This is a genomic window from Cytobacillus solani, from assembly GCF_006704205.1.
Lineage (GTDB): Bacteria > Bacillota > Bacilli > Bacillales > Cytobacillaceae > Cytobacillus > Cytobacillus solani.
In genome coordinates this window covers 4,023,931-4,049,537 of the sequence record NZ_CP041305.1, presented here as the reverse complement: position 1 = coordinate 4,049,537, position 25,607 = coordinate 4,023,931, and the positions used below count along the sequence as shown (strand labels likewise).

Genomic DNA, 25,607 nt, shown 5'->3' with positions numbered 1-25,607 from the left:
TATCGGAATCTCAACAAAAACATAATGAGAGGGTTTTATTGGATGAATCATTATGATAAGAATGCAAATGAAGAACACTTCGAAGAACCTCCATTAGAAGATTTTTTACCTAATGAAGAGGATGAGAGGGTACGCGAACAGCAGAAAAGGCGAAATACCATTGCAAAGAGGATCATTACAATCGGTGTGGCGATTGCATTACTAGTAAGCTTGCTTCAAATTTGGCCGCAAGTCTTTAATCTATCTTCGATTAATTTTTTGCATAAATCAGCTGAGTTATCGAAACAAGAGGAAATCCAAAAATATAAAGAAGCAGTTGTTACCGTTCAAGACCAACATTCCAAAGGAACTGGATTTAATATCAATAAAAATGGATTAATCGTTACGAATGACCATGTAGTCGATGACATGTATCCCATAACGGTTACTTTCCCTAACGGAGAAATCTTTCAAGCTTCCATTTTACAATCTAATCCTGACCTCGATCTTGCCTTTTTACATATTGAAGGGGAAAACTTACCAGCTCTTTCCTTAAGTGAAACCGGTAATTGGAGCATTTCAGATCAAATTTATGTAATTGGGAACCCTCTTTTACATAATCAAATTGCAATGGATGGAGAAATACTTGAAGGATCTGATAAAAACGGGGTTCTTCTGCTTTCAGCACCGATTTATAAAGGGAATAGCGGAAGTCCAGTAATTGATTCAAAAGGAAATGTCATTGGAGTGGTCTTTGCATTATCAACAAAAGACCAGACAGGGCTTGCTATTCCGATAGAAAAAGTGTTGGAGCATTTACCAGAGGGATATTAGATGGGACTGAGGGTTAATCCCTCGCCCCTCCGTTTATAACAAAGCATCTGCCTCAACAATTTCCACCGTTAAATATTCTTTCAAAGATAAATCCATTTCATACGGGGTTATTTCCAGACCTTCCTCATCTGTTAAAATTCTAATTTCTGGTCTGCCAACCGCATTGAAATTGTATTTAGATACGATGCCTGTTCTCCCATCATTTAATTTCACAGTTAGTCCAGGTGGGTAGATGGCAATACAATTTTTAAATAATTGAATTTGGTTACTTTCGAATTGAGTGCCACTCCCGCTATACAGAATTTCAAGACCTTGGTGAGGAAGCATGGCCGGACGATAATCTCTATGACTCGTAACCGCATCAAATACATCAGCTACACTCAATATTTTTGCGTATTTATGAATCTCGTTGTTCTGCAATCCTCTCGGATAACCTGTTCCATCTATTCGTTCATGATGTTGGAGTGCACAATGTGCAACAGTTAAGGGGAGTTCGTGAATTCTTTTAAGGTGATCAAATCCTAATTCACAATGGGATTTCATTTGCTCATATTCATCTTCCGTTAATTTTCCAGGTTTATTTAGAACTTCCCTGGGAATATATATTTTCCCCAGATCATGTAACATCGCACCTAGGCCAATTTCTTCGATATTTTTAAGCGGCAGGCCATTCTCTATTGCCAGCTGGCAAGCATAGATCGACACATTTAGACTATGTGTATAAACATGATTCTCATATACTTTTGTCGTTGCTAATAAATTAAGTGCTATTCTGTTTTCAGTTAAACTGCAGAGAATATCCTTATAAATCTTTTGCATGCTGCGAACCGCTCTGCCTGATTTAGCCATATGCTCTAATTTAGATTTATAAGGATTCAACCCTGCTATATCATCCAACCCTTCCGTAATTACATTCATTGCTTCAACGCGTAATTCTTCAGGAATAGAATCCACGATTTCAATCCCTTCAGACATCTCATCCTCAACATATACTGTAGATACATTGAAATTCATTAGTTTTCTTATCAAACTATCGGTTAAGTACGTTCCCTTTGTCAAAAGAACCCTGCCATTCTCTTGATAAATCGATTTACCTAATCTCGTCCCCGTTTTACATCCATCCAATTTAATTAAACGCATGATTCCTTCTCCAGTTTCCCCTATAAATATATATTCAAGTTGCTTATTTCCTATTAATTTTTGTCCTCTAATTTCTTATAGGTACATGATACTATACCATTCGAAATATTTGTATAAAAATACGCATACATTTTAAATTTTCTTTCCTGTCATGCTTCAAAATTTTCCCTTCTAAACAGAAGGATGCATCATTTGCTGTTGGTTAAAATAACAAGGGCTAAAAATTTTGTGGAGGATATGCAGATGAACAACTTTTTAAAGGAAAAAAATGAATGGAGAGAAGTTTTAAAAATCGTTAAGCAATTAGACCCGAAAAAATTAGAGATTGTAAAATCTACCTTACCAATCCTGAAGGAACATGGTGAGACGATTACGAAGCATTTTTATCAGCGAATGTTTAAAAGTCATCCTGAATTACTTAATATTTTTAATCAAACACATCAAAAGACTGGACATCAGCCAAAGGCATTAGCAGATGCAGTCTATGCAGCGGCAGCCAATATTGAAGATATGAGTAAAATCATGCCGGCACTTGAGAGAATTGGAGAAAAGCATCGAAGCTTGCAAATTAAACCTGAACACTATCCAATTGTAGGCGAGAACCTCCTTGGTGCGATAAAGGAAATATTAGGCGGTGGAGCAACTGAAGAAGTACTTGATGCATGGGCAGATGCCTATGAAATCATTTCTGATGTCTTTATTCGCATGGAGAGTAATATGTACAAAACAACTGAGGCACAGCCTGGAGGATGGGGCGGTTTCAGAGACTTTATCATCGATAAAAAAGTGGACGAGAGTGAAATTATTACTTCCTTTTATTTAAAGCCAAAGGATGGACAAGATATCGCACGATTTATTCCAGGACAATATATCACAATCAAAGCTGAAATTCCCGGTCAAATCAATACTCATTTACGGCAATATAGCCTGTCAGATCGCCCAGGGGTTGACTATTACCGTATTAGTGTAAAACGGGAGGATGAGAAGGAAAATGATATTCCAGCTGGGATTGTCTCCTCCTTCCTCCATCATCAAATGAAAGCTGGCGATATTTTACCAATGACAGCTCCTGCAGGTGATTTTTATTTAAATACCGAGAGTCCTCTGCCTGTTGTTTTATTAAGTGGAGGAGTGGGACTCACTCCTACCATCTCCATGCTAAATGCTTTAATCGCTGAACAGCCGGAGAAAGAAGTGTACTTTATTCATGCTGCGAGAAACAGTCGTGTACATGCATTCAAGGAGCATGTAGAGGGGCTTGCAAAAGAAAATAAACAAGTAAAATCCATTTTTGTCTATGATCATCCATCAGAAGAAGACCGGAAGTCAGGAGTAATAGCTAAAGAAGGCTATGTTACACTTGAGTGGCTCCAGGAGATTCTTCCAACAAAGGAGGCTGACTATTATTTCTGTGGACCAGAACCTTTTATGAGGGTAGTGAATCGAGCTTTAAAACAATGGGGAGTACCTTCTGATAGAATTCATTATGAATTTTTTGGTTCCTTTGGGGACTTGGATGCAAATGTGGAGTAGGATGAAATTTGGCAATAGGGACAGGGTAAATCCCCTGGCCCTATTCTGTTGAATAGAGATGTAACTCGTGCATCGCTCGAGTACATGCTGTATAGAAAAGTCTGCGCTCGCTATCTTTACCGTAGGCTGACGTATTATGGATAATGACTGCATCAAACTCAATGCCTTTTGCTAAATAAGATGGGATGACTAAAACACCTGTTTCAAATGTTACAGTTCCTTTTTCCATTAAACGTACAGGTAAGTCTCCGCTAATCTTCTCATATACTTCTGTGCTTTCCTTTGCTGTCTTGCAAATAATCGCAATCGTTTCATGACCGTTTCTATTCAATTCCTTCACTCTTTCAATAATAGAAGGGATTAATTGCTCCTTTTCTACTATTGTTAAAGTTGGCTCATCCCCATCACGGTTAAATGCTTCTATGTGATATCCATCTTTTAGCAATGTCTTTGTAAATTCAACGATTGGACGAGTAGAGCGATAGCTTCGAGTCAACACAATCATTTCCTTGTCCTCTTCTTCTAATCCGTTTGCTGCCATCGCTACCTCTTCATGTGAATGCATGTAGATACCTTGATTGATATCTCCGAGTAACGTCATTTTACTATTAGGAAATAATTGTTTTAAATAAGCAAGCTGGAACGGGCTATAATCTTGCGCCTCATCGATGAACAAATGGCGAATCGACGAATGCGTCTTCCTTCCTTCTATTTTGTCTTTAAAGTAAACAAATGGAGTAGCATCTTCATAGCTGATTTCTAGCGAATTAAGTTGCATGAATGATAACTTACGTATATCATCCCAATTTTCTGGAATAGGCACATTCAATTTGTTTAGCATATTCTCTTTAAATAGCTGATTATACATACCCAAATAATGAATAAAACCGAATGATCTCACTCGTTTAATAATCGGTTTAAAATAGCGAGTGACGACAATTTCAGACAGCAGCTCTTCTTCTTGGGCGAAATCATCGAACGTATCTTCACTAAATCGTTTTTCAACTTGAAGTTTCTTAAATACTTCAGCATAGTCTTCTTTTTCTAGGAATTGAATTTCTTCCTTCACCCAATCCTTACGTTTTTCTAATTTCTTTCGTTTCTTTAATTCTTTTACAATCCATTCCTGTAAAAGCTGAATCCGGTTCGGAATGGAAATAGCTGTGTTAAAGGAATAAAATTTTTCACTTAGCTGCTCTTTTGTTAATAATGGTTTATTCTTTAGTTTTATATCTTTAAACAGAAATCCTCCTGTATTTAAAAATCGGAGATAACTGTCAACGATGTCTTTAAACTGGAGATTTGATTTTAATTGAATGCTGCGGACACGATTTTCATATTCAGATGATTCATCTGTGTTAAGCAAATATTCTAGCTGTGAAAACGGATCTTCTAGCTTTAATGAGCCGCCTGCTCGATGATTTAAATATTCTTGGAAGGTTGTTTGCTGCATATTCTCCTCCCCTAACTCAGGGAGTACGGTCGCGACATAACTATTAAATAGTGGATTAGGTGAAAAAAGCATAATATTTTGGGAAGATAACATGCCTCTATATCGATAGAGCAAATAGGCAATCCGCTGAAGGGCTGCAGATGTTTTTCCACTTCCGGCAACTCCCTGAACAATCAATAGCTTGCTTTTTTCATTGCGAATGATTTGATTTTGCTCTCTTTGTATGGTAGCAACGATGCTTTTCATTTGGGTATTCGCATTATTGCCCAATACCTCCTGAAGAACTTGGTCACCAATGGTAACGCCCGTATCAAACATACCTTCTATCTCACTGTTGCGAATAATAAATTGCCTTTTAAGAGTCATATCCCCTTCAATGATTCCTTCAGGTGTTGTATACCTTGCCTCCCCAGGCGGATAATCATAATAAAGACTGGAAATCGGTGCTCTCCAATCATAAATAAGGAAATTTTCATTTTCTTTATCTAAGAAGGAAGTAATGCCAATATAAATCGATTCCAGATTGGATTCACCCTCTTCCTTAAAATCTACACGACCAAAATAGGGAGAATGCTTTAATCTGTTAAGTGTTTTAATTTGCCGATCTAGTTGCCCTTGACTTCTTTCACGTTCTAGAAGCAGCTCTGCTTGCTGTTTAATACTGAAGAATGTTTCATCGATGTCATCTGGTCCATCCATGTTAACCCTCACATCATCCCAAAACGTTTTTCTTATTTCAAGAGCATCAGAACTGACTTTTTTCACGTGCTGACTAAGGCTGTCTATTTTTTGCTGAATTCCCTCTGCGATAAAATAAATTCTTTTTTGCTCTTCTTGTTTTTCCATTTGTTCATTACTCATGAAATCACTCCCAATATTTCAATGTTTGACAATTGGTTGTTTTTGTGATAATGTTAAAGGTGGATAAATATTAATTTTTACATTAATTAAACATTTAGACGCGACTTTTATTTTAGCATGCTATTGCTTTTTGTGCAATGCGCTTTTTTTACATATGCATATTATGTCACAAGCAGGCGAATTGCCTGCTTTTTTCTTTTGTGTCCCACGAATAATTTGAAAATAATGATTAATAGCATTTCTATTGACCTTATAGTGTAATCCTTCTAAAATCATGAGTAGTTTAATAGTCATATTTTCCATATTACATAGTTTTAGAAAGAGGGTTTATCGTGTTTTCACCACCTCCAATCAATAACAGCATTGAGGTCAGTGGGGAATACTCACTTCCAATCGTTATCTTATCCATCATCATCGCTAGTCTTGCATCATTTACAGCTATTTCTATGAATGAACGAATCCAAAAAAACAGCTTCTTCCACCGTAATTTTTGGTTAATATTAGCATCGATTGCAATGGGTTTTGGTATATGGTCCATGCACTTTGTAGGTATGAGTGCACTTTCACTCCCTTTTATGATGCATTATGATTATTTACTTACATGTTTATCCATTATCCCTTCTATTATTGCTTCATTTTTGGCCTTTTACATCGTGAACCAAAAAAAGCGATCCTTTGCGTCCTATTTATTATCAGGAATTTTCATGGGGATCGGCATAGCCACCATGCACTATACCGGTATGGCATCAATGGTCATGGACGCCTATTATGTATATAATCCATGGATGTTTATCACCTCCATTATCATTGCTATCTTGGTCTCATTTGTTGCTATTTATATATTTTCCCGCCAGCAAAGATATGCGAAAAATAACTATATAAAAGCCATTACATCAATCATGATGGGATTAGCAGTTCCGAGTATGCATTATATCGGTATGGCAGGGACAACCTTTTATCTGCCCCGACAACAAGCGATGGCTACTGAGCATCATATGAACATGACATTATTGATTACTGGGGTCACAATCGGCATTATCTTATTATTAGGTTTGTTGCAATTATCAAGTTTAGTCGATCGCTATGTAGATTTTCGAGTGAGTCATATTGATATATTGACTAAACTGCCAAATAGACGCAGTTTTGAGAAGGCTATTAACGATGAAGATGTCTATCGAAGCATAGCCGTATGGAATCTCCATAATCTCGAAAAGGTGAATAATGATCAAGGATATCATTTTGGTGACGAAGTGATTCAATATGCTGCTAATGCCTTACATCAGCTAAACCTCCCATTAAGCAGCCTTTATCGAATTGATGGAAATCGCCTAGCACTGCTTTTGCAGGGAAAAGACCGACTTGTTGAGCTTCAGCAGGCCATGAAAATCCTCTCTGCAAAATGGACTCAACCGATTATGATCCAAGAAAAGAAAATTCTCTTACAGGGTGTCTGTGCCATTTCAACTATAGATGATCATCAAAGCCCAAAAAGGTTATATTCAGATATTCTTGCCGTACTATCCAGTCCGGGTATTCAATATCAGAACGAGGTCATCCGTTTCGATCCGCTCATTCATACATATTCATTTGAGCAAGAGATTTTAAATAGCATTGATCAAGCGATGAAAAATGATGATCTTTTTCTAGTCTATCAACCGAAAGTATATGCTGGCACACATAAAATGGTAGGACTGGAAGCGCTGATCAGATGGAATCATCCTGAACATGGATTTCTCTCCCCAGGTGTTTTTATCCCAATTTTAGAACAAAGCCATCGGATAAGCGACGTGACAAACTGGGTCATTTATAAAGTGTGTAATCAAATTAAAATTTGGGAGGAGCAGAAATTACCTCTTTACCAAATAGCGATTAATATCCCTGGAGAGTATGTTACTTCTCCGAGACTATTAAAAACATTAAAAAAAGCATTAAATAAATATAGCATTAGTCCTAGTCATTTGGAACTGGAAATAACAGAAACGAGCGTCATGGAATCAGCAGAATCTTCTATGAGAGCAATAAATACCTTTAGAGAAACCGGTTTTTCCGTTGCACTCGATGATTTCGGGACTGGCATTTCCTCGCTCTCAAATTTAAGACAAATGCCTATTTCAACCCTTAAGATAGATAAGTCCTTTGTGGATGAAGTGCCTCAATCTGAAAAAGATTCAGCTATCTTAGAAGCGATTATCGCACTTGGTCATTCATTAAATTTAAATGTGGTTATTGAAGGGGTAGAAACTAAAAATCAAGTAGACTTTTTATCCTCTTCAGGATCCCTACTCTTATTACAAGGCTATTATTTTGCTAAACCAATGATTCCTGACGAATTGATGGAATGGATTAAGAGCAATAGCTAATTGGTGGATATAAGCAAAGAATACGGGTATACTAGGTCTGGGAATATTTAGTAATATCTAGCTCCGCGCCTAGCCCCGACAAGGCGCTTCCGCTTTTAATATAAGGAGGTGTTTAAGTGTTAGATTTAACGAGTAATATGGAATTCGAAATAAAAAGCTGCTTCACACCAAACATTAGCAATTCTCATTCATTAAAGGTTCTGGACGTTACATCGTCAAGTGTCATCATTCAAATGAACGATCCTGATTGCAGAGGTGTCTTTCCATTAGATAGCTTTCAATATTGGATAAAAAAAGGCTCACTCATACAAATCCATGATACAGAGAAAAAAACATCGTGAAAAACATCCTTTTACTGAGGATGTTTTTTTGCTCTTGTAATCAAAGACGAATACTCCTAAAATTAAGGTGAAAATGAACAGGAAGTGGGACATGATTATAAAAGAACGCTGCGAACCAATAGAATTGGAGATAATGAAATATATAAAAGTCAGATCAGCGTTATCTGCAACGGAGATGAAAAATTATTCGGTGCTCCTTAAAGGTTATGAAGGCGAAAAAGAGTTTGACAAGTGGACAGAAAATCTTTCATGCGATTGTTTCATTTTAAATGATTTACTGCTTGAATATGATCATAATGTTTTTCAAATTGATACACTACTAATCACTCATGAAACTTTTTACTTAATTAATGTGAAGAATTATGATGGTGACTATTATTATGAATCAGCAAAATGGTTTACCCTATCTCGATCAGAAATTAAAGATCCTCTGCTCCAGCTAAAGCGAAGTGACTACTTATTACAGCAGCTGATCCGTAGCCTTGGATTTCCTAACTATTCTACTGAAGCACTCCTTGTATTCATCAATCCCCATTTCCACCTTTACCAAGCCCCTATGAACCTGCCGATTATTTATCCAGCACAGCTAGAACGTTTTAAAAATAAATTAAATAAGCAGACTGCAAAATTAAATGATAGACACTCTAAAATGGCTAAACTATTAATATCTCTTCATAAAACAACTTCCTTTTATACTCAAATACCTGATTATGATTATGAACAACTAAATAAGGGCATAGTCTGTTCGTCATGCAGTTCGATTAATCTTAATTTGAACAAGGATAAGGTGGTGTGCCTGAAGTGTGGATGCGTTGAGCCTGTTGAATTAGCAGTTTTGCGCAGTGTTGAGGAGTTTAAGCTGCTTTTTCCTGATAAGAAGATCACGACGCAAATGATTTATGAATGGTGTGCAGTGATTAAATCGAGGAAAACGATTCGGAGAATTCTAAGAACGAACTTTAAACATATTGGCTATGGCAGTTCGTCATATTATGTAAGTGATTAATAAGTTTCTATTAATGATTTTTATTTGTTACTCGGTGACATCTACTATTTTTGTGAACGTATATACTTTTTTAGAATGTTTACGGTCACATGCAAACTGTGCATGTGACCGTCTATAGCTTTTTATACTTTCACTAGTACATATAAGCTCTGCTTGTAACCACTCTATAGTTTATTCGGCTGTCACGGGCACAAGGGCACATCTCTTGTTACCGCTCTCTTGTTTTTTCTGCCTCCACGGGCATATGTGTGCCCCTCTTGTTACCGCTTTCTTGCTTTTTCTGCTTCCACGGGCACATGTGCGCCCTTCTTGTTACCGCTCTCTTGCTTTTTCTGCTATCATAGGCACATATAATTCCTAATTTGACGACATACGTATCTTCTCTGTAAAGCCATCTAGCCTCTATTACTCACAAACAAGTATTTGCCTAGAAAATACCCCTTTACTCGCTATACAGCGGTCTTGGATTTTAAATCCTGCTTCCATAATCATTTCATCAATTGTCTCGATCGTGATAATTACAGCCTTCCTAGCTATGCGGCGAGCATGTTTCAGAATGGCAAACTGTTCCTCTGGTGTAGCATGGGTATACAAATTGTAAGGCAAATCAATAATAGCTACATCATATTGTTCAGTTACATCTGATATAGGACCCACCCTGACATCCCCTTCATAACCAAAAAAGGCAATATTCTCCCTTGATCCTGATGTAACAAGCGGATTAATATCACGCCCGACAATATCAATGCCCATGGAAAGCGCCTCTACTAAAACCGTTCCAATTCCACAGCAAGGATCTATAGCTATCACTCCATCAGGTTCAGGTACAGCGATATTTGCCACAGCCCTAGCAACCCGTGTGCTTAGAGCAGTAGAAAAAGTTTGCGGTTTCTTCATATGGTGCAGCCAAAGCGCTTCATTTTTTTGTAAGTTTCCAAAGTACCAGCGTCCACCCAAAGTGACTATTCCAAACAAATGATCCGGATGACGCACATCTGCCTCTCCCTTGATTTCCCAGCCGATTTCTCGTTCAATCAAACGCCGCTTATCATATTCAATTTTTTCACTAGCTTCTAAATCATTGATTTTAACAAAGATAACTTTGAAGGTTGACTCCTCCATATCGATTTGACCAGCTTGTTCCACGATTTCCGGCAAGCTGTCTCCTTCATATATCACTTCAATCCGCTCTTTAATAAATGGACTGCGGCTTGGATCGATTTCTGTCGTACTTTTTAGAATATTGTTTTCTGCCTGTTCTCCAAAAAAGGAGCGCATTTCTAAATGAGAAAGCGATTGTTCTTCCTTTTGGCATGCAAATGTATAGATAAATTCAGGTCTTTCTTTTCTTATAAACAAATAATTACCATCCTTTTAGTTACTCAATTCTTTCTTCCTATCAAACCATATCTGTATTGCAGAAGAAAATCAATTAAAACCACTCTTTAAATATCATATTTACCACTGTACATAAGGTAATCACTATATAAAATATTAAATGTAATTTTTTGTAAATAATGCTTGATATACTGATTTCCCCCTCATTACAATAAATAAAGCCTAACTAAATTTTAATGAATTTGGAGGAATGAGCTTGGATTATATTAAACCAGCACAGCTAGTAGAGGATGTTGCACAAGCAGGTGCTTATAAATCAAAACTGGGAATCAGGGATATCTTAATTAAAGGAATTCTATCCGGTGCCTTATTAGGCTTTGCCACTACACTTGCATATACAGCTACAATAGAGACAAATTTAAGTATTGTTGGAGCACTTGTTTTTCCTGTTGGTTTTGTACTTATTTTATTATTAGGCTTAGAACTGGTGACTGGAAACTTTGCCATGCTCCCACTTGCTAGATTAAGAGGACAAACTACCATCACAAACATTAGCTACAACTTCTTTTGGGCTTTTACAGGAAACCTTTTAGGCTGCCTTTTGTATGGTCTTTTATTTTATATATCCGCAACGAAGCTTGGGCATGTAACAGATGGACCAATGATTGATAAGATTGTTAGCGTTGCAGAAGCAAAAACACTTACATATAAAAACCTTGGTGGAGAAGGGATTATCGTTGCCTTGACCAAGGCTGTATTATGTAATTGGATGGTAACATTAGGAGCATTCATGGCATTCGTTTCTAGCTCAACGATTGGAAAAATTGCTGCAATGTGGCTTCCGGTATTTTTATTTTTCGCCCATGGATTTGAGCACGCTGTCGTAAACATGTTTGTCATTCCAACAGCCATCCTTATGGGTGCAGACCTCTCATTTGGAGACTGGTGGCTTTGGAATCAAATTCCGGTCACAATCGGTAACTTTATTGGCGGATTTATCTTTACCGGATTAGCCCTGCATTTAGTAAATCACAAGAAAAAAACAAATGTAGATTTAAATAGCCAGCCAACTGCTCTTAGGATTAAAGGTTTGTAGAAAACAGCTTTCCTAACTTTTCTCAACATGATACACTTGAATCCTTCTGATTAATTTGCTATTTAATCTTGATATGATCAAATTTTTCATGTTATTCTTGAAAAAAATTAACTTCTTAAGGATTGGTTATCATGCGTATTAATAAATACATTAGTGAATCTGGTTATGCCTCAAGGCGAGGTGCAGACAAATTAATTAGTGAAGGAAGAGTCACAATCAACGGAAAAGTTGCAAAGGTTGGCAGTCAAGTTGAACCTGGTGATGATGTTCTCGTTAGCGGACACCCGATCCGAATGGCAAGAAACTATGTGTATATTGCCTTAAATAAACCTGCTGGGATTACGAGCACTACTGAAAAAAATGTAAAAGGAAATATCGTTGACTTAGTTAATCATCCACTAAGGGTTTTTAATATTGGAAGACTCGATAAGGACTCTGATGGTCTTATTCTTTTAACAAATGACGGAGATATCGTTAACGAAATACTTCGTTCAGAGAATAAACACGAAAAAGAATATATTGTTTCAGTAGATAAGCCGATTACTCCAGATTTTTTGAAGAAAATGTCTGATGGTGTGAAAATACTCGGGACAAAAACGCTTCCTTGCGAAGTAAGACAGTTATCAAAATATGATTTTCAAATTATATTGACTCAAGGGCTAAATCGGCAAATTCGCCGTATGTGCGCCGAACTTGGATACGATGTGTATCGTTTGCAGCGCATCCGTATTATGAATATCCATTTAGGCAACCTGCCTGTTGGACAATGGCGCGATTTAACCAAAAAAGAACGTACTGCCTTATTTAATGAACTGAACTACCAGCCGAAAGAATGGTAAAAATAGAAAAAGCGCCTGGCTCCAAGTATTTATGAAAAAGGAGACCAAGCGCTTTTCTTATTTTCCAACTACTCGGCTTACTAGCTCGGTTACTTCGGATCTGCTCATTTTTTCCTTCCCAGCTGTTAAAGCATCTAGCGTACCATGTGCTAGCGCTAACGGGATTTTGCAAAAATGGAGAATTGTAGCCGTTTTAATATCTTTCACATACTCGTCAGCTAAGGCTAAATTTCTGCGTGCATACGTTAACATATCTTCAAAATCCCATCCTACAGGAAAAAAGTTAACCCCTCTGCTCGCATCTTCCGCATGATTACGGAGAATATTCACTGACTGTAATCCACGTCCAAACGCAATCGCAAGATCTTTATCTGTATCGGTTTGATCATACCACTTCCAAATATCTGTCAGCATAACCCCTACCAATCCAGCAACATAGAACGTATACTCATCTAAATCATTTTCATCTTTAATATCCCAATCTTTTCTGGCCCATTTTGCCATTCCCTCCGCCATAACAGATGTAGCATCCAGAATTTTTTCTTTAATTATTTCCGGGCATACTTTAATCCAGTCACCAAGTCGAATGGTGACTTCAGGTAAGATTGATAGATATGGTTGGAAAATGTCCATTAACTCATTGTCATGAAATGGCCTACGTAATAATTTGCTTACAGATAGCAATAGTTCACTCTTCACCGCTGATTCAAGTTCAGTATGATCTTCAATTTCATCAATAGCTCTCATGCATAAGTAGGCAGAGGATACTGCTTCTTTTAAACCCGGTGTTAAAAGACTAATGGGAATAAAAAAAGTCCGACTCGTCTCCTTTAACATCTCTATCGCATCATTATGTAAATTAGTCTTTTCACTCACCGTATGCTGCCCCCTTTTTCTTATATGTTGATTGTAATATTCCTTTGTTTGGAGTGCAAATAAAAGAAGCTATTCACAAAAAGTGAACAGCTTTTGTACACATGTTCTCATTATTTTAATCATTTAAGCTATTTTATCTTGTCCATCATGATTCTTTTTGAAGTAATGGACCGCAAAGGTTGCAACGAAAGCCAAAATGATAATACCGAAAAATATGAGATGGTCAATTTCAATGCCAAATACACTTAAGAACATTTTAATAGCGATAATTGCAATCAAAATGAAGGCTGTATTTTCAAGCTCTGGAATTTTTTCAATGAGGACAAGAAATCCCTTCGCAACAGTCCGCATCATTAGGATTCCGAGCATCCCGCCAATGAGCAATATCCAAACCTTCTCAGATACTGCAAATGCAGCTAAAATACTATCAACCGAAAACGCTAAATCCATAATCTCAACAGATATAACTGTTGCCCAAAAAACCCCAAAGGTTCGGGTGAGCCAGCTGTCCTTTTTCAATCCTTCGGCTTCGTCATCTCCTTCACCAATCCAGAAATGTTTAATTACAAGCCATGCTAAATATCCAGCACCTATCACCTTGATCCACCAAAACTTAATTAAAAGCATGCCAAGACCTATGAATAAGAAACGAAAGAAATATGCGCCAAACAATCCGTATGTTAACGCCTTCTTCTGTTGTTGTTTAGGCAGATGCTTCACCATTACAGCCAGTACTAATGCGTTATCGGCAGACAATAGACCTTCCAGAATCACTAATGTGCCGATATACCCCCATGATACTGGATCTGTTAACACCTCTCCCCACATTTTCCAATCGAAAAACGAGGCATATGTGTCTAACAGCTGATTCAGGATTTCCACTTAAAAGACCCCTTTAAAAATAAAATGTTTGCATTTATAAATCACTAAAAAAAGATAGCTAAAGCTATCAATTAGTGTCATGCACAGCGCAAATTTTATGCATATTAAACAGTCCTGTCTAAAATTGAGGGCTAATTCTATTATAATTATACTAAAATACCAATTAAATAGCCACTGCTTTAACCTGTTTTCGATATCAATCAAAATAAAAAACAACTGAATGGGTATACCATCCAGTTGTTTTTTGTTCCATTTTGGATTAGGGTTTATCTTTTATTTGACAAGCCTTTGTGCATCAAAACTAATTCTTCTGCAAGTGCGTCAATTCGGGATAAAACACCCTCATCAACAATTACATTATCTGCATTGAAATGTTCCCCATTTGCATACACATAGCTTGGTGCAACAAATGAACGCAAATACCCAGCAATTGGCTTCACCTGATTTTCAACGACAAGATAATGCTGATAAGTCCCTCCATTTGCAACAAACCCCATCACTTTATGACGAAAAGCAGATGGATGAACAATATCAAACACATTCTTTAAAGGCGCAGGAAATGAACCATTAAAAATAGGAAATCCGATTAAATAAAAATCTGCTTCCGAAACCGCTTGAATTAATTTCTTCGTGTCTTCATTATACAGATCCGGATTTCTGCCATCACAAAATTCCATTTGATAGTCTCTTAAGTCAAGAAGATCAATTTCTATTTCAGGGTATTTTTCCTTTACCCTTTTTAGAACAGTGTCCACTAAAATGGCTGTCTTTGCCCCTAAGATAGTGCCAGATATTCCGAGTAATTTCATTCGATGTTTCTCCTTCCTATGATGTTCCTGCCGTTCGAACCTGTTTATTGTTATTACCAATATGCGAACGATAGTTACTTTTCTTGCTTTTATCATACACTTTTTCCTGCTAAATGAGAATTAAAACACATTGCGTATAAAAACAGCCAATTTAATAAAAACTAAGTAAAAAAGCTTGGGGTGAATAATATGGGATTACTAAATTCTTTTAATGAGTGGAGGGCCAATCGACACGAAAAACATCTATCGAATATGAAGGATGAGAATAAATGTCCAGAGTGCTACGGACGAGGGTTTTCCATTTTTCCAGGTAACGAATATGCCTATCACGCAAATTTATATGATTGTCCAGGCTGTAACGGAGGCGGCACATACTCAGACTGGGAGGAATACCAATAAGAAAGTGCCGGGACAGCAAAAGATCCTTTTTTGCAGTCCCGGCACTTTCGTTTTTAAGCAGTAACCATCTGGTTTCCACCCTGTTTTTTTGCTTTATATTGGGCTTGATCAGCTGATTTCTTTAACGAATCAACGCTAGACCCGTGCTCTGGAAAAATGGCAACACCTGTACTAATCGAAACAGTTATTTCATTTTCTCCTATTTTGATTGGGTGCTGTATTAAATACTCAGATAAATTCTCATGGATAGTTTCAGCCAAGCTATTTAAACTAGAATTTATGATAATCATAAATTCATCTCCAGCATACCGATAGCCCACAATATCATCATTACAAATGCTTTTAATTCCATCCCCTAATACTTTTAAATATAAATCTCCAATATCATGACCAAAATTATCATTCACTTTCTTTAATCGGTCTGAATCAATCATCATCAAGGTTATTTCTTTCCCATCTTCGCCGATTAAATTGGAGAGATCATTATGGAATGCACGGTGATTCTTCAATCCGGTTAATTCATCTGTCTGTGACATTAAATAAATTTTTTCATAAAGTCTCGCCGTTTCAATGGAATGAATGACCTGGTTTCCAATAATCTGCAATAGTTCTTCATGTTCTTTTCGATAAGCGAAATCAGACACACTTTGTGCAGAAATAACTGCTTTCACCTGATCATCAATGATGACTGGTACAAAAATGCCTGATTTCGTATCTGTTACTCCGAACGTTGAATCAGTCTGATCTTGGCTCACTTTTCTCGGATGAACAATTTCTTTTGTTCTGATTGCTCTTGAAGTAAAATTATTTCCCATTTTTATGTATTCCTGCGGAAAGAAAATTCCATTTTCCACCATAAAAATAAAGTGAATAAGCGGATTTCCTTCTGTATATAAAGCGATAAAAAACGAATCAGTCGGCATTACTTGAGAAACCATTTCATATGCCTTCTTGAGAAGAATTTCTTCGTTTAATGTTTTGCTGCATACTTGGGCAAAATCATGCAAAATTTTATAATGTTCGTTTAGCCAGCTCATATTTTCCATTTGAACGTTCACTTTTTGCAATTGTGATAATAAGGAATCAATCGCTTCTTTATCTCCACAGTCCCCAACTGAACATACTATTTCTGAATATACATCCCGTGTAATGATGTTTTTTTCAGAGCCGATTTTTTTCAGCAATTTTGTAACAATCCGAAGAACTTTATGAATTCCTTCCATTTGCTTACTCATTCCATACACTTCCAACGTATTATTTTTTCACAAGAAAAAGATTAATCGCATACCGATTAACCTAACTCAATTATAGTTATATTCGGCAGCTGGCTGGCATGATCAAATGACTTTAGCCCCTCTAGCTTTGCGTCCTCATTTTTCAATGAATTTGCCCTTTTCTCCTATTAAGTTAGAATTCTGAAAAATCACAAAATGGTTATATTAATACTATATAGTTCTTATTTACCATAGTCAATTGATTTTCATAGAAATCATGCTAAAAATAGCTGGTTAAAGAAATAGGAGCAGGTCATTCCTTCTTAACTTGAGCTTTTTGATTATATTTTATCATACAGATGCTAAATTTTAATACTGTAATGCTTAAAAGGGAAAGATAAATTCCCTTTTAAACAAATTAGCCCGCTTGTTCGATAATATACTTCTTCTTCTGAATATAGATAAGCCTTAGTGACAGACAAACACCTGCGGCAAGTAAGCCAATCGTTAACCCAATCCAATATCCCGTTGCTCCTAAATTTGTTTGATGTGCAAGGAGATAGCCAACCGGGAGACAGATTAACCAGTAAGCAATTAATGTAATGATAAATGATATATTTACATCCTTATATCCCCTTAGAGCTGCTTGTGCTGTGGCTTGAATGGCATCAGATATTTGGAAAAATAGCGCATAAATTAGAAAATGGACGGTGAGTGTAATTACTGCCGCTTCATTAGAGTAGAATCCCGCAACCTGATATCGAAATAAAACGACTAGTAAGCCTGTTACTAACGCAATAATAATGGATAAATAGATGCCCAACCAACTATATGCCCTCGCATCTTTATACCTTCCTGCTCCAACCTCAAATCCAACAAGTACAGTTTGAGCCATCGAAATGCTCATTGGTATCATATATAAAAAAGAAACGATATTTAGAGCTGATTGATAAGCTGCGATTGTCGTCACATTAAATTTACTTAATAGAATCGTTACCACGGCAAACATACTTGTTTCAAAAAAAATTGAAAGCCCCATTGGCACACCAATTTTCAGTATTTCTTTACACTTTTCCAGTGAGAACCCTTTAAAGCTTGCAAATACTTTAAAGGATGAAAAAGGGCTTTGCGTTTTAATGACGAAAATAATCATTCCTAAAATAAACCAATACGTGACTGCAGTTGCATAGCCTCCCCCTGCACCACCTAGCTCAGGAAAGCCAAAACGCCCGAAAATTAGTACATAGTTAAATAATAAATTTATCGGTAAAGCCACGATCAAAATAACCATGACTACACGAGTTTTTCCCAATGCATAAATAAAGGATCTTAATACATTGAAAGCAAATAACGGAATAATTCCAAAGCTAAGCCCGATCAAATAGTTACGAGCGGTATCTTGCACACCGCTTGGGAGATTCATTTTCGTTAATAAAGGGTCTAACAGGAAGAAACCAATAATGATAACTGAAACGGCAATCATAATCGCTAAGTATATGCCATTTTTAACAATCGATGTCACTTCCCCTGTCTTCTTCTCCCCGTAGCTTTGGGCGACAATTGGTGAAACGGCAAGAAGAATTCCACTCAACCCTGTAAATACTGGATTCCAAATGGATGACCCTATTGCGACTCCTGCTAGATCAGATGAATGATACTTTCCTGACATAATCGTATTGAAAAATACCATCGAAAACATGCCGAGCTGTGTAATTAAAATAGGAATCAATAAAATGAATATTTGCTTCATCTTTTCCTGTATGGTAAATGTTTGGTTCATTATTAAATACTCCTTGAATATAATATTATCCCATAATAGCAGACTCGTATTTGTACTTAAATAGAATTCACTAATTTTTATAACAATCTTTTATTGCTAGACTTATTAATCTATTTTATGATAATAACAACAAATATTTCGATAATAAAAATATTTAAGAACTCATTATGAAATAGTCGGCTGCTCTTCATTTACTATGCTGATACATAAAGTCTTATTCAATTAAGCTTACCGACAACTATTTAAAAAACAGAAAAGGAGATTACTATGACCACTTTTGTTAACCAACGCGATGGGATATTTCCATCTGTATGCCCACTAGATTGCCCTGATCAATGCGGATTACTGCTCCATAAGGAGGATGGAAAAATTATTAAGGTAGAGGGGGACCCGAATCATCCGATAACCCAGGGTAATATTTGCAACAAAGTACGGAATATGAAAGAAAGAATATATGATAAAAACCGTCTGCAGTTTCCAATGAAGCGAGTAGGAGCAAAAGGAGAAGGGAAATTTGAACAAATTAGCTGGGAAGAAGCGATCGATACGATTACTTCGCGCTGGAAGAAGTTAATCGATATAGATGGTCCAGAAAGTATTCTTCCTTATAGCTTTTATGGAAACATGGGAAACCTTACTGCTGAAGGAATGGATCGTCGATTCTTCCATCGGTTAGGAGCGTCACAGTTAAATCGAACCATTTGCCAGTCTGCAGGTACGACAGGCTATAAATATACGATGGGCGGAAATATTGGCATAGATCCAGAAGACACCATTCATACAAAGCTGTTTATCTTCTGGGGAATCAATGCAGTAAGTACGAACATGCATCAAATTACCCTTGCCCAAAAAGCGAGAAAAAACGGGGCAAAAATGATTGTTATTGACGTTCATAAAAATCAAACTGGCAGAATGGCAGATTGGTTTATTCCGATTTTACCAGGGACAGATGGCGCGCTAGCACTTGGAATGATGCATATCTTATTTGCTGAAAACATGGTTAATGAAGAATTTTTACAAGCATTTACAGTAGGCCATCATGAACTTCGGGAACATGTGAAGCAATATGATCCTTTATCCGTTTCGAGAACTACTGGTGTACCTGTAGAAGACATTTATAAGCTAGCAAGAATGTATGGGGAGACTACTCCTTCATATATTAGAATTGGAAACGGCCTGCAGCATCATGACAACGGCGGGATGTCCACACGTACAATCGCTTGTCTGCCTGCCTTAACTGGACAATGGCTTGTCAAAGGCGGAGGCGCTATAAAATCAAATTCCGGCTTTTTAGCATTTAATGAAGAAAAGCTTCAACGGCCAGATCTATTAATAAACAAAGAAACACGTGTAGTTAATATGAATGAAATTGGCAAAAAGCTGCTCGAATTAGATCCCCCGATTAAGTCCATGTATGTATATAGCTGTAACCCTGCAGTTGTAGCACCAGAGGGAAATAAGGTTCGGGAAGGCTTGAGACGAGAGGATTTATTTCTTGTCGTTCATGATTTGTTCATGACTGAAACAGCCAAATATGCTGATATTGTTTTGCCATCGACATCTTCATTTGAGAATACCGATTTTTATGGTTCTTACTGGCATCATTATATGCAAATTCAACAGCCTGTCATTGAATCCTATGGGGAATCCAAATCAAATGTAGAGGTCTTTCGTTTATTAGCAAAAGGAATGGGATTCACTGAGGACGCTTTTACAGAAACAGAAGCTGAAATGATTACTCGTGCACTCGATCATCCTGAAAATCCTTACCTTACAGACATTCAATATGAGTCTTTAATTGAAAAGCAATACGTGAAGGCGAATGTGAAGCCGCTTTTACCTGGAAAACTGCCAACACCAAGTGGTAAAATTGAGTTATATTCAGAGAAGATGAAACAGGATGGTCATCCCCCATTGCCAACATATTTTCCAATTGTTGATGATGGTGATTTTCCATACTTATTCGTTCCAGCACCTAATCATAATTTCTTAAACTCAACATTCTCAAATATTCAAAAGCATCAATCGCTTGAAAAAGAGCCACGGATTCATATGAATGTTCTTGATGCAGAGGCTGAGGGAATTGAGAACGGAGAAACTGTAATGGTTTGGAATCAGCGCGGAGAATGTGAATTAAAGGTTTCCGTTGGCGACAATGTTCTTCCTGGCGTGATCGTTTCACAAGGTCTATGGGCAAATATTCCGGGAACAAAACAACTTGTAAACACTCTTACACCGGATCGTTTGTCTGATATGGGCGGTGGCGCAACCTTCTTTTCAGGACGAGTGGCGATAAGTAAGCTTTAATTAGAATATTACTAAAACCAAATCTTAACATTTACTAGAATTTAAAAAGTGCTTAGTATTTAGACCAAATGGATCATTAAATACTAAGCACTTTTTATTATTTTATTAGATCCACGTACGATAGATGGTTTCGAACTCTTGCTTAGGAAGCGGCCTGCTAATATAATACCCTTGAATTTCATCACAGCCTATTTCCTCTAGTATGTCTATAACTTCCTTCGTTTCAATCCCTTCTGCAACAACCTTTAAATTTAATTCATGTGCAAGAAAAGTAATCGCTTTCACTATAGCAATATCTTCTCTATTTTTTGATACTTCATGAATAAAACTCCGGTCAATTTTAAGTGACTGAATGGGGAATTTTCTTAAGTAGTTTAAGGAAGAGTACCCTTTTCCAAAGTCATCAATAGCAACAACTATGCCCATTTTTCTTAGCTTCTCTAAACATTCAATACATTCGTCTATATTGTCGATAAAGCTATTCTCCGTAATTTCTAATTCTAGCAATTGTGGGTCCAAACCCGTTTTTTCCAATACATCTTCGACTACTTGCTGGAAGTTTGGCAATCGAAAATGTAATGGCGAAATATTCACCGCCACTCTTAAGGGTGTGGAAAAGCAAGTATGATTCCACTCCTTATTTTGTACACAAGCTTTTTCTAGAACCCAATTATCGATCTTAATAATCAAACCGGTATCTTCAGCAATGGGGATAAATTTATCCGGCGGGATATTTCCAAACATGGGACTTTTCCACCGTAATAAAGCCTCCATTCCATTGATTTTTCTTGTATATAAATCTAATTTTGGCTGGAAATATAATTCAAGCTCATTGTTATCAATGGCTTTACGCAAATGATTTTCAATTAGCAGGGCTTCTTCATTCGCTTGGTTCATTTCCTGTTCATAGATGCAAAAATGATTACGCCCTTTCAGCTTTGCCGCGTACATGGCAATATCTGCTTTCTTTAATAAAGAATCACAATCTTCCCCGTGCTCAGGATAAAAGCTTATTCCCATGCTGCATGTGGTAATAATTTCATTTCTATCTAATTGAATAGATTGGTCAAAGATTGATAGAATCTCTTCAGCATATTTACTAGCCATATCAGTACTTGTCAGTTCTGGATAAATAATGATAAATTCATCTCCAGCAAGACGATAAATTTCCGTATTGGGTCTTATACCCTTTTTCAATTTTTTAGCTACTGCCTTAATTAATTGGTCTCCAACCGAATGTCCTAAAGAATCATTAACTTGTTTAAACCGATCTAAATCAAGAAAAAAAACGGCGATTTTCTCTTTTTTTTCTTGAGATTTTCCCATTAAGTGATGTAAGTCATCACAGAATTTTCTTCGATTTGGTAAACTTGTCAATATGTCATGAAAGGCCATAAATTCTACTTCTTCTTGAACATGATGAAGCTCCGTAATGTCATTAATACAGCCGATAATTTCAACAACCTTGCCATCACGATGAATCGGAGATAAGTAGGTTAATAGTTGTCGATCCTTATAAGCATAATTATATGTAATCGGTTGACCAAGAAAAGCTTGCTCATATTTACTTACTAGCATATTGGCAATTTCTGATGGAAAGACTTCATTAGGTCTTTTGTTACGCATTTTCTCATTTTCTAAGCCTAATTGATAGGCAAGTTTTCCTTCATTCAGTATGTAAATAAATTTTTCATCTGGATCTTTTGCTACTTTGAAAATTAAGTTATTCATGGAATTAACGACATGTGTGAAATCATTTTGCAATGCTTCAACCAACTTTTCTTGGGCAAGCTTTCCTTCTGATATATCTGTTCTTATCGCAATATGCATGATTGGTTTGTCATCCTGATCCTTTAAAGGAACAATCGTCGTTTTTACCCAATAAAAGGTCCCATCCTTTGCTTTATTTTTTACCTCACCCTCCCATATGTCGCCTTTATTAATTGTTCTCCACATTTTTCCAAAAAATCCCTTCTCATGGTAGCCAGAATTGAGGATTCGATGATTTTGGCCAATTAGCTCTTCTGTGGAATATTTTGACAGTTCACAAAACTTTTGATTAACATAGATTATTTTTCCGCTCGTATCTGTAACAGCAACAATTGCTGAAGCATCTAACGCATATCGCAAATTTGCATAATCCTCTAAAAAGGTGCTTATTTGCTGAATATCCTTTTCCATTTGAAGCAAATTATTATAATTCGAACGGCTATTTCTAAAAATCTCCTGTAAAGAATCAATCCATGGCTGCACTTGATTCTGATCGAACATATACTCACTCCCTAACCCAAAACAAAAACTATAGAGCTCATTTTTATACATTATGATGGATACCATTATTATACTAGTTCTTTTTTATCATATATTGTCAATTAGTACAATATTATGTCGAATTTACACTGTACGCATGGTGCGAATAAAAAAAGCTGAATTATAAAGACTTGTAATAAAAAACAGCTAGAATTATGAATAATTTGTAATATTTCAGCCACCATGATAATATTTTTAAAAGTTACCATTTAGTGAATAATTATGCATTTTTATTACAAAAAAATAAATGGAGAGCTGTTTTACTCTCCATTTATTTCTAGGATTTTTTCAATTCATAAGAACGCTGATCAATTAATCGTTTTTCACTCCGGTTAATGTGACCTTTATCCACTTTTGTAAGAATTGGTGATACACGTATAACATCTTGCACTTTTTCACCTAAATCCCTTTGAAGTTCTTCATCAGACTCAACGAATAACTGGAATACATCTTGATTATTCTCTCTTTTAATGATTCCTTGAAAGTTGCTGTAACCAGCTTGTTCAAGCACAGTTAAGAGCTGTTTTTCCCTCACAAACATGCCTTTCACTTTCACTCCATCACTAATTCTGCCTAGAACACCTGTTATTCTTTTTCCTTCATAGCCCTCAACCCATCTCGAAAGGTCACCCGTTCCGAAACGAATAAGCGGATAGCTTTTATCATAAAGTGTGACAACCACTTCTCCTTCACCGGTTGAAAGCTCCTCTCCTGTCAAAAGATCACAAATTTGGACAATGGCTGAACTTGATATCTTTAATCCTGGGCCTTGTTTATCTTCATATGCTAGACAGCCGCAATCTGCCGTTCCATAGCCTTCGAATACAGATATCCCTTTTTCCTCGCATCTTTTTCGCATCTCAGTTGTCAGCATTTCGGCGATAAAAAATGCCCTTTCCAGGTGAATATCTTTTCCAAACGTCCAGCCCTTCTCTTCTATTGCATCGAGTAAAATCGAGAAGAAACTTGGCGTACCTACGTATCCAGTAACCTGTAAATCTTTCATTACTTGAATTTGAAGTTCTCGATTACCAGTCCCTGCTGGAATTACCGTTGCTCCTAATTCTCTTAGTGCGGAATCAAACATAAATCCTGCAGGGGACAAATGGTAGGAAAAAGTATTTTGGACAATATCCTTTTCATTAAAACCTGCTGCGTAAAGTGCTTCAGAAAAACGCCAAAAATCTTTTTCATGTGTTTGCGGATCATAAATCGGTCCTGGGGACATAAAAACTCTTGCCATCTCAGTTGTGCTGATAGTTGCTAAAAGACCGAATGCCGGATTTTCTTTTTGTATTTCAGGCAAATCATCCTTTTTCATTACCTGAATCTTAGACAAATCCATTTTTGATTGAATATCTATGGGACTCAATCCGGCTTTAACCATTCGTTTTTTAAAGCCAGCCGCATGATCGAATGCATATTGGATAACAGCCTGAAGCGAATCCATCACAGCCACCTCTTTCTTCTTTTATATGATTTAATATGTTTATAGTTTTTTCTACCTTTATCACTCATACCTAAATAAAACTCTCTCACATCCTGGTTTGCTAAAAGCCGCTCAACCGTTCCGTCCATAACAATTCTGCCATTCTCCATAATATAGCCGTAATCCGCAATGGATAGCGCCACATTTGCGTTTTGTTCTACTACTAGAATCGTCGTTCCCTCTTCTTCATTTATTTTTTTGATGATGGCGAAGATTTCTTTTACAAGTAAAGGGGCTAATCCAAGTGATGGCTCATCTAATAGCAATACTTTCGGCTTTGCCATAATTCCTCTGCCGATGGCAAGCATTTGCTGCTCTCCTCCGGACAAATACCCTGCCTGTCTATTTTTCAGCATTTCTAGTTTTGGAAAGTAGTGATACACCTTTTGGATATCATCCTTAATATTTTTTCGATCCTTTCTTGTATGTGCACCCGCAATTAAATTTTCCTCTACGGTTAAATGTTCAAATACACGGCGCCCCTCCATACATTGGAAAATTCCCTTCTTGACAATTGTTTCAGCATCACTTATATCAATCCGTTCGCCATACAGATCGATAAATCCATCCGTTACCTCGCCATTTTCACTTTTTAATAGACCAGAAATAGCTTTAAGTGTCGTTGTTTTTCCAGCGCCATTGCTTCCTAGCAGCGCGACTATTTTCCCTTTTGGAACGACCATCGACATTCCTTTTAACACAAGAATGACCCGATCGTACATCACTTCTACATTATTGATCGTCAGCATATGCTACCTCCT

20 protein-coding genes and 1 riboswitch are annotated in these 25,607 nt (G+C 36.8%); of the genes, 9 read left to right on the top strand and 11 right to left on the bottom strand.

All coding sequences use genetic code 11. From position 1 onward, the window contains the following. The first annotated feature begins 42 nt into the window (after positions 1 to 42). Positions 43 to 813 (top strand): S1 family peptidase, encoded by a 771-nt coding sequence (locus FI644_RS20325; protein ID WP_181758133.1) that lies wholly within the window; start codon positions 43 to 45, stop codon positions 811 to 813. 33 nt (positions 814 to 846) lie between these two features. Here the strand turns inward: FI644_RS20325 and FI644_RS20320 are convergent, their stop codons facing one another. Beyond that, on the bottom strand, positions 847 to 1,953 hold the full coding sequence (locus FI644_RS20320; RefSeq protein ID WP_053476422.1) for an HD-GYP domain-containing protein: 1,107 nt from the start codon (positions 1,951 to 1,953) through the stop codon (positions 847 to 849). 243 nt (positions 1,954 to 2,196) lie between these two features. Between FI644_RS20320 and hmpA the strand changes: the two genes are divergently transcribed. Beyond that, positions 2,197 to 3,486, top strand: a complete 1,290-nt coding sequence (hmpA, locus tag FI644_RS20315; protein ID WP_142108765.1) for an NO-inducible flavohemoprotein — start codon at positions 2,197 to 2,199, stop codon at positions 3,484 to 3,486. Positions 3,487 to 3,526: 40 nt separating this feature from the next. Here hmpA and helD read toward each other — a convergent pair whose 3' ends face one another. Beyond that, positions 3,527 to 5,800 carry an RNA polymerase recycling motor HelD gene (gene helD / locus FI644_RS20310; protein ID WP_056685083.1) on the bottom strand — a complete coding sequence of 758 codons (2,274 nt, stop codon included), beginning with the start codon at positions 5,798 to 5,800 and terminating at the stop codon, positions 3,527 to 3,529. 332 nt (positions 5,801 to 6,132) lie between these two features. Here helD and FI644_RS20305 point away from each other — a divergent pair, with 332 nt between their 5' ends. The 3 genes from FI644_RS20305 to FI644_RS20295 all read left to right on the top strand — a co-directional run bounded on the left by FI644_RS20305 (position 6,133) and on the right by FI644_RS20295 (position 9,507). Continuing rightward, positions 6,133 to 8,160, top strand: coding sequence for a bifunctional diguanylate cyclase/phosphodiesterase (locus FI644_RS20305; RefSeq protein ID WP_142108764.1), 2,028 nt, complete (start codon positions 6,133 to 6,135; stop codon positions 8,158 to 8,160). 116 nt (positions 8,161 to 8,276) lie between these two features. Next, on the top strand, positions 8,277 to 8,501 hold the full coding sequence (locus tag FI644_RS20300; protein ID WP_245637793.1) for a hypothetical protein: 225 nt from the start codon (positions 8,277 to 8,279) through the stop codon (positions 8,499 to 8,501). 91 nt (positions 8,502 to 8,592) lie between these two features. Next, entirely contained in the window at positions 8,593 to 9,507 is a 915-nt protein-coding gene (locus FI644_RS20295) for a nuclease-related domain-containing protein (RefSeq protein WP_053476428.1), read from the top strand. Positions 9,508 to 9,912: 405 nt separating this feature from the next. Here the strand turns inward: FI644_RS20295 and FI644_RS20290 are convergent, their stop codons facing one another. After that, entirely contained in the window at positions 9,913 to 10,785 is an 873-nt protein-coding gene (locus FI644_RS20290) for a TRM11 family SAM-dependent methyltransferase (RefSeq protein ID WP_142109072.1), read from the bottom strand. A gap of 316 nt (positions 10,786 to 11,101) precedes the next feature. Between FI644_RS20290 and FI644_RS20285 the strand changes: the two genes are divergently transcribed. Both FI644_RS20285 and rluF read left to right on the top strand, forming a co-directional pair. Next, positions 11,102 to 11,941 (top strand): formate/nitrite transporter family protein, encoded by an 840-nt coding sequence (locus tag FI644_RS20285; protein ID WP_056685094.1) that lies wholly within the window; start codon positions 11,102 to 11,104, stop codon positions 11,939 to 11,941. A gap of 131 nt (positions 11,942 to 12,072) precedes the next feature. Further along, positions 12,073 to 12,780, top strand: coding sequence for a 23S rRNA pseudouridine(2604) synthase RluF (gene rluF / locus FI644_RS20280; protein ID WP_056685097.1), 708 nt, complete (start codon positions 12,073 to 12,075; stop codon positions 12,778 to 12,780). A 57-nt stretch (positions 12,781 to 12,837) separates the two neighbouring features. Here the strand turns inward: rluF and FI644_RS20275 are convergent, their stop codons facing one another. The 3 genes from FI644_RS20275 to FI644_RS20265 form a co-directional block, all read right to left on the bottom strand. Then, complete coding sequence (locus FI644_RS20275) at positions 12,838 to 13,656, bottom strand: squalene/phytoene synthase family protein (protein WP_053476432.1); 819 nt, start codon at positions 13,654 to 13,656, stop codon at positions 12,838 to 12,840. A gap of 123 nt (positions 13,657 to 13,779) precedes the next feature. Further along, entirely contained in the window at positions 13,780 to 14,538 is a 759-nt protein-coding gene (locus FI644_RS20270) for a TerC family protein (RefSeq protein ID WP_053476433.1), read from the bottom strand. A gap of 266 nt (positions 14,539 to 14,804) precedes the next feature. Then, the gene (locus FI644_RS20265) at positions 14,805 to 15,347 is read right to left on the bottom strand and encodes an NADPH-dependent FMN reductase (RefSeq protein WP_056685102.1); all 543 of its coding nucleotides are present in this window, start codon (positions 15,345 to 15,347) and stop codon (positions 14,805 to 14,807) included. A gap of 189 nt (positions 15,348 to 15,536) precedes the next feature. Here FI644_RS20265 and FI644_RS20260 point away from each other — a divergent pair, with 189 nt between their 5' ends. Further along, positions 15,537 to 15,746 carry a methionine aminopeptidase gene (locus tag FI644_RS20260; protein ID WP_082620676.1) on the top strand — a complete coding sequence of 70 codons (210 nt, stop codon included), beginning with the start codon at positions 15,537 to 15,539 and terminating at the stop codon, positions 15,744 to 15,746. A gap of 53 nt (positions 15,747 to 15,799) precedes the next feature. Here FI644_RS20260 and FI644_RS20255 read toward each other — a convergent pair whose 3' ends face one another. Next, positions 15,800 to 16,981: a sensor domain-containing diguanylate cyclase gene (locus tag FI644_RS20255; RefSeq protein WP_053476436.1), complete on the bottom strand. Its 1,182-nt coding sequence runs from the start codon at positions 16,979 to 16,981 to the stop codon at positions 15,800 to 15,802. A gap of 81 nt (positions 16,982 to 17,062) precedes the next feature. Then, a riboswitch (cyclic di-GMP riboswitch) is annotated at positions 17,063 to 17,147 on the bottom strand. Positions 17,148 to 17,378: 231 nt separating this feature from the next. Further along, positions 17,379 to 18,740 carry an MATE family efflux transporter gene (locus FI644_RS20250; RefSeq protein ID WP_053476437.1) on the bottom strand — a complete coding sequence of 454 codons (1,362 nt, stop codon included), beginning with the start codon at positions 18,738 to 18,740 and terminating at the stop codon, positions 17,379 to 17,381. A 267-nt stretch (positions 18,741 to 19,007) separates the two neighbouring features. On the opposite strand from FI644_RS20250, the gene FI644_RS20245 reads away from it, so the two are divergent. After that, positions 19,008 to 21,047 (top strand): molybdopterin oxidoreductase family protein, encoded by a 2,040-nt coding sequence (locus tag FI644_RS20245; RefSeq protein WP_053476438.1) that lies wholly within the window; start codon positions 19,008 to 19,010, stop codon positions 21,045 to 21,047. A gap of 105 nt (positions 21,048 to 21,152) precedes the next feature. On the opposite strand, the gene FI644_RS20240 is transcribed toward FI644_RS20245, so the two are convergent. The 3 genes from FI644_RS20240 to FI644_RS20230 form a co-directional block, all read right to left on the bottom strand. After that, a complete protein-coding gene (locus tag FI644_RS20240) occupies positions 21,153 to 23,318 on the bottom strand; it encodes a sensor domain-containing protein (RefSeq protein ID WP_181758132.1) in 2,166 nt (721 codons plus the stop codon). 316 nt (positions 23,319 to 23,634) lie between these two features. Then, a complete protein-coding gene (locus FI644_RS20235) occupies positions 23,635 to 24,807 on the bottom strand; it encodes a phenylacetate--CoA ligase family protein (protein ID WP_053476440.1) in 1,173 nt (390 codons plus the stop codon). After that, on the bottom strand, positions 24,807 to 25,595 hold the full coding sequence (locus tag FI644_RS20230; RefSeq protein ID WP_142108762.1) for an ABC transporter ATP-binding protein: 789 nt from the start codon (positions 25,593 to 25,595) through the stop codon (positions 24,807 to 24,809). Before FI644_RS20230 ends, FI644_RS20235 begins: the two co-directional genes overlap by 1 nt. Between the last annotated feature and the right edge of the window lie 12 nt (positions 25,596 to 25,607).